General features: G+C 66.8%; 4 protein-coding genes. All 4 read left to right on the top strand.

Features of this window, described 5'->3' with window-relative positions; all coding sequences use genetic code 11:
• Window positions 1-9 precede the first annotated feature (9 nt).
• The 4 genes from glgX to RRB22_09885 are packed head-to-tail and all read left to right on the top strand — an operon-like array spanning window position 10 to window position 11319.
• Window positions 10-2169: a glycogen debranching protein GlgX gene (gene glgX, locus RRB22_09900; GenBank protein ID MDT8384717.1), complete on the top strand. Its 2160-nt coding sequence runs from the start codon at window positions 10-12 to the stop codon at window positions 2167-2169.
• Entirely contained in the window at window positions 2166-4028 is a 1863-nt protein-coding gene (gene treZ / locus RRB22_09895) for a malto-oligosyltrehalose trehalohydrolase (protein ID MDT8384716.1), read from the top strand. The genes glgX and treZ overlap by 4 nt, the downstream gene beginning before the upstream one ends.
• Entirely contained in the window at window positions 4025-9331 is a 5307-nt protein-coding gene (locus RRB22_09890) for a malto-oligosyltrehalose synthase (GenBank protein ID MDT8384715.1), read from the top strand. The genes treZ and RRB22_09890 overlap by 4 nt, the downstream gene beginning before the upstream one ends.
• Window positions 9328-11319, top strand: a complete 1992-nt coding sequence (locus RRB22_09885; GenBank protein ID MDT8384714.1) for a 4-alpha-glucanotransferase — start codon at window positions 9328-9330, stop codon at window positions 11317-11319. The genes RRB22_09890 and RRB22_09885 overlap by 4 nt, the downstream gene beginning before the upstream one ends.
• Window positions 11320-11443 lie beyond the last annotated feature (124 nt).

The following is an 11443-nucleotide window of genomic DNA, read 5'->3' as shown; positions in this document are numbered from 1 at the left end:
GAACATACGATGAATGCAGAAACCGGCAGTCCCTTTCCCCGCGCCTGGCCCGGCCGGCCCTATCCTCTGGGCGCCAGCTGGGACGGTCGGGGGGTGAATTTCTCGCTGTTTTCCGAGCATGCGGAGAAGGTGGAGCTGTGCCTGTTTGACGGCCAGGGCCGGCGCGAGATCCAGCGCGTCACGCTACGGGAAAAGACCGATCAGGTCTGGCACGTCTACCTCCCCGAGGCGCGCCCCGGCCTGCTGTACGGCTACGTTGTGCATGGCCCCTATGAGCCGGAGCAGGGCCATCGCTTCAATCCCGACAAGTTGCTGCTCGACCCCTATGCCAAGGACATCCAGGGCGGACTGCGCTGGAGTGACGCCCACTTTGGTTACCGGATCGGCAGCAAGCGTGAGGACCTCTCCCAGGACCACCGCAACAATGCGCGGGGCATGCCCAAGTGCCGGGTGATCGATCCGGCCTTCACCTGGGGCAATGATCGTCCCCCGGATATCGCCTGGCAGGATACCGTCATCTACGAGCTGCACGTCAAGGGCTTCACCCAGCGACACCCCGAGGTGTCGCCTCAGTTGCGCGGCACTTATGCGGCGCTGGCCACCGAACCGGTGATCGAGTATTTCCGGCGGCTGGGCATCACCGCGGTGGAGCTCATGCCGGTGCATGCCTGCATCGATGATCGGCATCTGGTGGAACAGGGGCTGCGTAATTACTGGGGTTATAACTCCATCGGCTTCTTTGCGCCGGATAATCGCTACTCATCGAGCGGCCAGATCAGCGAGTTCAAGACCATGGTCAAGGCCCTGCACGAGGCGGGCATCGAGGTCATCCTGGACGTGGTCTACAACCATACCGCCGAGGGCAACCAGCTGGGCCCGACGCTGTCCTTTCGCGGTATCGACAACGCCGCCTATTACCGGTTAGATCCGGAGCAGCCGCGCTACTACAAGGACTACACCGGCTGCGGCAACACCCTCAACATGATGCACCCCCGGGTGCTGCAACTCATCATGGACAGCCTGCGCTACTGGGTGCTGGAGATGCACGTGGACGGCTTTCGCTTCGACCTCGCCTCGGCGCTGGCCCGTGAGCTGCACGAGGTGGACCGGCTGGGGGCCTTCTTCGACATCATCCATCAGGACCCGGTGCTGTCCCAGGTCAAGCTGATTGCCGAGCCTTGGGACCTGGGTGAGGGCGGCTATCAGGTGGGCAACTTCCCCATCGGCTGGACGGAGTGGAACGGTCAGTACCGGGATGCGCTGCGGGCCTACTGGAAGGGTGAGGGCGGCCTCATCGGCGAGCTGGCCTATCGGCTCACCGGCTCCAGTGACCTGTATGAACGCGGCGGGCGCAAGCCCTGCGCCAGCATCAACTTCATCACCGCCCATGACGGCTTTACCCTGCAGGACCTGGTCAGTTACAACCACAAGCACAACGAGGCCAACCAGGAGGATAACCGCGACGGCGAAGACCACAACCGCAGCTGGAATTGCGGCGTGGAGGGGCCCAGCGACGATCCCGCGGTGCTGACGCTGCGTGCCCGCCAGAAGCGCAACTTCCTCGCCACCCTGTTGCTGTCACAGGGCGTGCCCATGCTGCTGGCCGGTGACGAGATGGGGCGCAGCCAGCAGGGCAACAATAATGCCTATTGCCAGGACAATGCGACAAGCTGGCTGGACTGGGAGCTGGCGGACACTGAGCATGAACTGATCGCCTTTGTGCAGGGCATGACCCGGCTCATCAAGGCACATCCCAGCTTTCGCCGACGCAGTTTCTTTGCCGGGCATCGTCTCATGGGCAAGGACGTCAAGGACATCGTCTGGCTCAATCCCGATGGCCAGGAGATGGACGACGAGCAATGGCATCACAGTTCGGCCCGTTGCCTGGGCATGTTTCTGGCCGGGGCGGCCATCGATGAGCGTGACCCGCACGGCCACCCGATCATCGATGACGATTTTCTGCTGCTGATCAATGCCCATGACCACCCGGTCGCCTTTCAGTTGCCGACCATCAACCGGCACCGATCCTGGCAGGCGCTCATTGACACCACCAGCGCCGCGGTGCCGGTGAGCGGGGAGCTTGCACGCAACTACCATAGCAGCGAGACCTACCCCCTGCAGGACCGTTCCCTGGCGCTGCTCATCCACCCCCGCGAGCCGCCCTCATGAGGCGTCGCCATTTCATGCCCTTTGGCGCCGACTGCCTGCCCCACGGGGGAGTGCACTTCCAGTTATGGGCCCCCGGTGCGCGTCAGGTGGACCTCTGCCTGGAGCAGGCGGACGGCGAACAACTGTTGCCCATGAGCGCCGGGGAGGGCGGCTGGTATCGGCGGCTCTGTGATCAGGCCGAGGCCGGCAGTCGCTACCGGTACCGCATCGACTGCGCCCTGCGCGTGCCCGATCCCGCCTCCCGCTTTCAGCCCGAGGATGTGCACGGCCCCAGCCAGGTGATCGATCCCCATAGCTGGAAGTGGGAGGATCAGGCCTGGCGCGGACGCCCCTGGGAGGAGGCGGTGATCTACGAGCTGCACGTCGGCGCCTTCTCCGCCGAGGGCAGCTTCGCAGCGCTTAACCGGCGGCTGGATTATCTGCGCGAGCTGGGCATTACCGCCATCGAGCTGATGCCGGTGGCGGACTTTCCCGGCGCCCGCAACTGGGGCTACGACGGGGTTCTGCCCTTTGCCCCCGACAGCCGTTATGGCCGACCCGAGGCGCTGAAGGCCTTGATCCAGGCGGCCCACCACAAGGGGCTGATGGTGTTGCTGGACGTGGTCTACAACCACTTCGGTCCCGAGGGCAACTACCTGCATGCCTATGCGCCGCAGTTCTTCACCGAGCGCCATCACACCCCCTGGGGGGCGGCCATCAATTTCGATGGGCCGCAGAGCGAAACGGTGCGCCAGTTCTTTATCCACAACGCCCTCTACTGGCTGGAGGAATACCATCTGGACGGCCTGCGGCTGGATGCGGTGCATGCCATCATCGACGACTCCTCGCCCGATATCCTGCAGCAGCTGGCCGAGGCGGTGGCGCAGGGGCCGGGGAAGACGCGCCAGGTGCACCTGATCCTGGAGAATGATCACAATGCCGCGCACTATCTGCAGCGCGAGGCGGATGGTCGGCCGCGGCACCATGTCACGCACTATGTCGCGCAGTGGAATGACGACATCCACCACGCCCTGCACACCCTGCTCACCGGCGAGTCGGACGGCTATTATGCCGACTACGCCGCGCTGCCGGCCTGGCATCTGGGCCGCTGTCTGGCCGAGGGCTTCGCCTACCAGGGGGAGGCCTCCGCCTACCGCGACGGGGCCGCGCGCGGCGAGCCCAGCCGGGATCTGCCCCCCACCGCCTTCGTCAGCTTCCTGCAAAACCATGACCAGGTGGGAAACCGCGCCTTTGGCGAGCGCATCACCGCGCTGGCCGAGGAGCAGGCGGTGCAGGCGGCGGTGGCCGTGTTGCTGCTGGCCCCCTCGCCGCCGCTGCTGTTCATGGGCGAGGAATTTGCGAGCCGTCAGGGTTTCGAGTTTTTCTGCGATTTCGGCGCCGAGCTGGCCACTGCCGTCACCGAGGGCCGCCGCCGGGAGTTCGCCCGCTTCGCCCGTTTCACCGACCCAGCGGTGCGCGAAACCATCCCCGACCCCACCACCCCGGCCGCCTTTGAGCGCAGCCGGCTGGACTGGGACAGCCTGCTGGAGCCCGCGCACCGGGACTGGCACGCCCGCTACAGCGCACTGCTGGCGCTCCGCCACCGGCACATCATCCCCCGCCTGCGCGGTATGACTGGGGGGGCGGGGGCGTTTCGCCTGCTGGGCGAAACCGGGCTGCGGGTCGGGTGGCAACTGGGGGACGGGGCGCGGCTGCACCTGCTGGCCAATCTGGGTGAAGCGCCGGTGCCGTTTATCGACGAGAGCCTGCCGGCAGGCATCCCCTTGTATGCCCACCCGCCCGCCCTGGCGGGGGAGCTGGCCGCCCACCGGCTGCCACCCTGGTCCGTGGGCTGGTATCTGCAGGCCGTCCCGACATGAGTCGTCGCAGCCATCGCAGCCCCCTGGACAGGCTCTGTGAGCGCTATCATATCGGCCTCGACTATCACGACATCTGGGGCAGGCGACAGCGGGTATCGCCACAGACCCGGCGGACCCTGCTGGCCGCGATGGGGGTGCCGACCCAGACCACGGCGGTCATGGAACAGGCCCTGGCCCAGGCCGAGGCGGCCGACTGGCGTCGACCCCTGCCGCCGGTTCAGGTAGTACGGACGGATGAGGAGGCCATCGCCATCCGGTTGAATGTCCTGGCCGATCAGGCCCATCAGCGTTTCCGCTGGTGCCTGCAGCGTGAGAATGGCAGGGCGGGCGACGACGAGTGCGGCGAGTTCTCGCCCGCCGAGCTGGAAAAATTGGGTCAGCAGACCCTGGACGGGGAGACCTGGCAGGGCCATTGGCTGCGACTGGCCGGAATCCCCGACCCTGGCTATCATCGCCTCGAACTGCAGAATCTGGCCCAGCCGGACCACCCCCCGACGAGCCTGTCGCTGATCGTTGCCCCGCGCCGCGCCTACCAGCCGCAGGCCATATGTTGCGAGGGACCCAACAAGGGGAGGGTGTGGGGGCCGGCGGTCCAGCTCTATGCCGTGCGCTCGGCCCGTAACTGGGGGATCGGGGACTACACAGACCTGGTTCAGCTGCTGGAATTTTCCGCCCGGGCCGGGGCCGACCTGGTCGGCCTGAACCCGCTGCATGTGCTGTTCCCCCACAACCCAGCCCACGCCAGCCCCTACAGCCCCTCCAGTCGCCTGTTCCTGAACATCCTCTATCTGGACATCGAGGCCGTGGCCGATTTTGCCGACTGCCCGGCGGCCCGGCAGCGGGTGGCCGAGGCGGCCTTTCAGGCGCAATTACGCGCCCTGCGCGCCACCGATGAGGTGGATTATGTGGCCGTGGCCGGCGTCAAGCTGGAGCTGCTGGAGATGCTCTACCAGCACTTTCGCCACCACCAGCGGGAGGCCGGTGGCGAACGGGCCGCCACCTTCGAGGCCTTCCGCCGCCAGCAGGGTGAGGCACTGCGCCGGCACGCCCTCTATGAGGCCTTGCAGGAGACCCTGTTTGCCGACGATCCCGAGCTGTGGGGCTGGCCCGCCTGGCCCGAGTCCTATCGTCATCCCCGGTCACCGGCGGTGGCCCGCTTTGTGACCGAGCACGAGGAGCGGGTGGGTTTCTATGAATACTGTCAGTGGCAGGCGCAGCAACAGCTGCAGGCCGCGGGCAAGCGGGCCTCCGAACTGGGCATGGGGGTGGGGCTGTATCAGGATCTCGCCGTCAGTGTGGATGTGGGCGGCGCCGAGGCCTGGGTGCAGCAGGACCTGTATGCCTTGACCGCCCGCATCGGTTCGCCGCCCGATGACTTTAATCTCCAGGGACAGGACTGGGGTCTGCCGCCCTGGCGACCCGAGGCCCTGCGCGAGCAGGCCTACGCCCCCTTTATCGCCACCCTGCGCCAGAATATGCGCGTCGCCGGGGCCCTGCGCATCGACCATGTGATGGCCCTGATGCGGCTGTTCTGGGTGACATCCGGGGCGTCGTCGGGGACACCGTCGGAGTCGCTACCCGTACCTCAGGCGGTAGCAGGCGCCTATGTGTCCTATCCGTTTCACGACCTGCTGGGGATTCTGGCGCTGGAGAGTCAGCGCAATCGCTGCCTGGTGATCGGCGAGGATCTGGGCACCGTTCCCGATGCGGTGCGCGCGGCCCTGCACGCCCTGGGGGTGCTCTCCTACCGACTGCTCTATTTCGAAAAGGCGGCCGACGGCGGCTTCAGGTCACCTGGGGATTTCGAGCCTCAGGCCCTGGTGGCGGTGACCACTCACGACCTGCCCACCCTGGCCGGCTATTGGCAGGGGCGGGACCTGGAACTGCGCGAACAACTGGGCCTGTTTCCAACCGCCGAGCAGCGCGAGCAGCAGGTGATCGGTCGGGCCGAGGACCGGGCCCGTCTGCTGATGGCTCTGGAGAGGGAGGGGTTGTTGCCCGCGGGGATGAAGGTGCAGACAGTGGCCATTCCGGAGATGACCCCGGCGCTGGCCGAGGCCGTGCATCGTTATCTGGCCAGGACCCCCAGCAAGGTGTTGATGGTGCAACTGGAGGATATGCTCGGCCAGCGGGAACAGGTCAATCTGCCGGGCACTACCGATCAGTACCCCAACTGGCGTCGCCGGCTGGGCCTGGAGCTGGAGCAGTGGAACGATGAACCCAGGCTACAGTCCTTTGTCAGCGCGCTGCGGGAGGAGCGGGGCGGGGCGGCCACCTTACCGGCCGTGGAAATACCGCACCGGCCGGCGCCACTAGAGGCGGTGATCCCCCACAGCACCTACCGCCTGCAGTTCCACCGCGACTTCGGCTTCGATCAGGGGGCGGAGATCGTTGCCTATCTGCACCAGCTGGGGATCAGCCACTGCTATGCCTCGCCCTGCCTGCAGGCCCGCCCCGGAAGTCTGCACGGTTACGACATCATCGATCATGACCGGCTCAACCCGGAACTCGGCGGGGATGACGCCTTTGAGCGGTTCAGCGCCGCCCTGCGGGAACGGCAGATGGGCCTGATCATGGACATGGTGCCGAACCACATGGGCATCATGGGGCGGGACAACTGCTGGTGGCTGGACGTGCTGGAAAACGGCCCGGCCTCCAGCTATGCCGGCTTTTTCGATATCGACTGGACCCCGCTGAAGGATGCCCTGCGCGGCAAGGTGCTGGTGCCGGTGCTAGGCGATCATTACGGCAGCGTGCTGGATAGAGGGGAGCTGAGCCTGGAATTTGATCCGACAGGCGGTGCTTTCAGCGTGCGTTACTACGAACACGAATTCCCCATCGATCCGCGGGAGTACCCCCGCATCCTGGGCGAGGACATCACTCGTCTGGAGCAGCGGCTGGGCAGCGAGGACAGCCGTCTGCTGGCGCTGCAGAGCCTGATCACCGCGTTCGGCAACCTGCCCCTGCGCGGTGAGAGCCGAGAGGCCCTGCTGGCGGAGCGGGTCCGCGATAAAGAGGTGCACAAGGCCAGTCTGGCCCGCCTCTGTGAGGACGCCGATATTGCCCGCTTTGTGGACGAGAATCTGCGCCGCTTCAATCAGCCGGACGGCGTCGACCGACTGCATGGCCTGCTGGAAAGGCAGGCCTGGCGGCTGGCCTACTGGCGGGTGGCCTCGGACGAGATCAATTACCGGCGCTTCTTCAACATCAACGAGCTGGCCGGCCTGCGCGTCGAGAATACCGAGGTATTCGAGGCCACTCATCGGCGGGTGCTGGCGCTGATCGCCAACGACCGGGTGCAGGGGCTGCGCATCGACCACCCCGACGGCCTGTATGATCCGGCGGGCTATTTTCGGCGCCTGCAGCAGCGGGTGGCGCGGCCGGTGAGCCCCGACCCCCAGGGGTATCTCCCCGGAGGTGAACAAGCGCTCCCCGTGGAGGCCCGGCCACTGTACCTGCTGGTGGAAAAGATCGTCGCCGGTCACGAACGTCTGCGTCAGGACTGGGCGGTGCATGGCACCACCGGCTACGAGTTTGCCAACCTGGTCAACGGCCTGTTCGTGGACGCCGGCGCCGAGGACAGGATGGAGCGTATCTACCGCGAGTTCGTGGGCGAGAGCCCCGCGCCGGGCGAACTGGTCTACGACTGCAAGAAGATGATCATGCGCTCCGCCCTGGCCAGCGAGCTCAATGTTCTGGCCCAGCAGTTGAGCCGTATCGGCGAGCTGGAGCGCCATACCCGTGATTTCACCCTCAACAGCCTGCGCGATGCCCTGAGCGAGATCGTGGCCTGGTTTCCGGTCTATCGCACCTATGTGACGGCCGATGACGTTACCGACGGGGTTACTGACGGAGTTACCGACGGAGTTACAGAGGAGGACCGCAACTACATCAACTGGGCGGTGAATGTGGCCAGGAAGCGCAGCCCCGCGGCGGACACCACGGTATTCGATTTCGTGCGCGAGGTGCTGCTCACCACCATCGCCGAGGGCAAGCGCGACGATTACCGGCAGCGGGTGACCGCCTTCGCCATGCGCTTCCAGCAATATACCGGGCCGGTGATGGCCAAGGGGCTGGAAGACAGCGCCTTCTACCGCTACAACCGCCTGCTGTCGCTGAACGAGGTCGGCGGCGAGCCCGAGCGCTTCGGTGTGTCCCTTGCCGCCTTCCATTACCAGAATCAGGAGCGGGCCCGATTCTGGCCCCATGCCATGCTTGGCAGCTCCACCCATGACAGCAAGCGCAGTGAGGATGTGCGCGCCCGCATCAATGTGCTGACGGAGATGCCGGGCGAGTGGCAGCGACGGGTGCGGCGCTGGGCACGCCTCAATCGCAACAAGAAGCGCAGCATCGATGACCAGCGCGCGCCCTGCAGGAATGATGAATACCTGCTGTACCAGACCCTGATCGGCGCCTGGCCGCTGGGGTCGCTGGATGCCGCCGGCCTGGCCGGGTTTCGGCAGCGCATCCAGGCCTACCTGCTCAAGGCGGTGAAGGAGGCCAAGCGACATACCTCGTGGATCAATCCCAATACCGACTACGAAGACGCGGTGACCGGCTTCGTCGAGACCCTGCTCGGCGATCTGGACAACAACCCCTTTCTGACGGATTTCCTGCCTTTCCAGCAGCAGGTGAGTCGGGTCGGGCAGTTCAACAGCCTGGCCCAGACCCTGCTCAAGCTCACCGCGCCGGGCGTGCCAGACTTCTATCAGGGTAATGAGCTGTGGGATTTCAGCCTGGTGGACCCGGACAATCGCCGCCCGGTGGACTACGGTCAACGGCGCGCGCTGCTCGACTCGCTGCTGGCGCAAGCGCAGGCCACAGGCCCGCCGCTCACCGAACTCTGCGATGAGCTGCTGCAACAGCTCGATGACGGCCGCGCCAAGCTGTACCTGATCTGGCGCGGCCTGCAGCTGCGCCGCGAACACAGCGCGCTGTTTCTCTCCGCCGACTACCTGCCGCTGACGGCCTCCGGCACCCACGCCGAGCACCTCTGCGCCTTCGCCCGTCGTCAGGGTGAACAGCTGGCCGTGATCGTGACCCCACGGCTGATCCATCGCCTCGCCACCGGGGCCGTCCCGCTGGGCGAGGCGGTGTGGGGCGAGACCTGGATCGAGCTGCCTGCCGAGTTGTCGGCGGCGGGCTGGGCGGGCTGGGAGGGCTGGGAGAACGGCTTCACCGGCGAGACCTTGCAGGCCGAGGCCGTCGAAGGCGGCTGGCGCCTGTCGGCAGGGCAGGTGCTGGGCCACTTCCCCGTCGCCCTCCTGATCGCCCGCCTGGCGCAGCCGGAGGCCCGGGCATGAACCCTGGGTCCACCGACCACGGGCGGCCCGATGCGGCGGTGGTGGAGGCACTGGCGCTGCTGGGCAAGCGGCGCCTGGCCCTCGCCATCCACGACAGCTGTTTTCCCCAGACACAGGATCAGGACATCGGTCGGGGCTCGCCTTATAGTCGGGGGGCGAGGGCGTTTCTGGGTTTTGCCCGCAGTCTGGGGTTTGACGCCATCCAGTTCGGTCCGCAGGGCCAGACCCCGCGGGACAATCCCTCGCCCTACGACGGCACCCTGTTTTCCCGCAACCTGCTGAACCTGGACCTCGCCGCCCTGACCCAGGACGCCACCGATGAGCACCCGGAGGGCGGCCTGCTGCACCCGGATAGTCTGGCGCGGTGGGTGGCTGGGGGGGTAGAGGAGGGTGTAGCAGAGTGTCCGGCCGCCGACCGGTTACACAGCCAGCACGCCTATGCCTTCGACGCCTGCCATGCGGCCCTGGACGAGATCCATCGGCGCTTTGTGGCGGCCTGTGAACGGGCCGAGCCCCGCGCCCTGGCCCTCAGGGCCCGGCTGGCGGCGTTCATCGCGCGGCAGCAGGACTGGCTGGCCGCCGACGCCCTGTATCATACCCTGGCCGCCGAGCACGGCGGGCGTCACCACCGCGACTGGCCGCTGAACCATCCGCTGTGTCCCGACCGTGACCTGTACCGACGCCTGCCCGGGCTTGAGGCGGCGTGCTGGGCGCGGCGGCGCGTACTGCAGCATCATTACCGGGCGGTCATCGAGCGCTATTGCCTGGCCCAGTTTCTCCTCCACCGGCAGCATGCCGCGCTCCGCCGCAGCGCGCAGGACCTGGGTCTGCGCCTGTACGGCGACCTGCAGGTGGGGATCTCCCCCTGCGATGACTGGAGCCGCAGTGTCTTCTACCTGGAACACTACCGCATGGGCGCGCCGCCCAGCCGCACCAATCCGGCCGGCCAGCCCTGGGGTTACGGGGTGCTGGACCCGGAGCAGTATCGGGATGCGCAGGGCCAACCCGGCCCGGCCATGCGGTTTCTCTCGGCCCGGGTAGGCAGGCTGCTGGAGGAGTTCGATGGCCTGCGCATCGATCATCCCCACGGCCTGGTCTGTCCCTGGGTGTATCGTCTCGATGATCCCGATCCCTATCATGCGGTGCAGCAGGGCGCGCGGCTGTTTTCCTCGCCGCAACTGGCGGACCACCCCGCGCTGGCCCGCTATGCCATCGTTCGCGACGAGCAGCTCGATCACCGCCTGCCCCGGTATGCCGATGACTGGGTGCGGTCACTGGAGCCGGCTCAGCTGGACCGCTATGCCCTGTTGATGGATGCCATCGTCGAGGCGGTGCGCGCCCACGGCGCCAGCCGGGACGACGTGCTCTGCGAGGTGCTGAGCACTCTGCCATACCCCCTGGGCCAAGTGATCGCCCGCCATGGGCTGGGGCGTTTTCGGGTCACCCAGAAGGCGGATCTGGACAACCCGGCCGACGTCTATCGCAGCGAGAACGCCCGCCCCGAGGACTGGATCATGGTCGGCAATCACGACACGCCGCCCCTCTGGCGGCTGGCCCGGGACTGGATCCGCGACGGCCAGGCGGACCGGCAGGCCGCCTATCTGGCGCAACGGCTGGTGCCCGAACCGGCCCGTCAAGCCTTCGCCCGCGAGCTGGCCGCCGACCGGCGCAAGCTGGTGCACGCCAAGCTGGCCGACATCTTCGCCAGCCCCGCGGCCCAGGTGATGATCTTTTTCGCCGACCTGTTCGGCCTGGAGGAAGACTACAACCGCCCCGGCGTACCGGGCCCGGACAACTGGCTGCTGCGCGTCCCCCACGACTATGCCCGCCACTACCCCCAGGCCCGCGCCCGGGGCGAAGCGCTCAACCTCCCCTGCGTACTGGTGCTGGCCTTACGGGCGCAAGGCCCCGACTTTGCCCAACAGCATGACGCCCTCATCCGGCGCCTGCAGGACCTGGCGGGGTGGTGGGTGAACGGGGTGGAGTGAGGGGGAATGGCGCAGAGCAGGCAGCTGAGGAGGCGTTCGTGTTCGATGAGGCGTGGCGCGCCTGTGTCGCTGCCGCCAAAGAGATTTAAATCCAGAATGACAAGCTTCTGGATTAGATGGGGGG

This window comes from Gammaproteobacteria bacterium (assembly GCA_032250735.1).
Classification (GTDB): Bacteria; Pseudomonadota; Gammaproteobacteria; order SZUA-152; family SZUA-152; genus SZUA-152.
This window is presented reverse-complemented; position numbering and strand designations above follow the sequence as displayed.

Bases quoted from the DNA above. Each gene is read 5' to 3' on its own strand.
- glgX (MDT8384717.1), top strand. From the start codon at position 10: ATGAATGCAGAAACCGGCAGTCCCTTTCCCCGCGCCTGGCCCGGCCGG.
- treZ (MDT8384716.1), top strand. From the start codon at position 2,166: ATGAGGCGTCGCCATTTCATGCCCTTTGGCGCCGACTGCCTGCCCCAC.
- RRB22_09890 (MDT8384715.1), top strand. From the start codon at position 4,025: ATGAGTCGTCGCAGCCATCGCAGCCCCCTGGACAGGCTCTGTGAGCGC.
- RRB22_09885 (MDT8384714.1), top strand. From the start codon at position 9,328: ATGAACCCTGGGTCCACCGACCACGGGCGGCCCGATGCGGCGGTGGTG.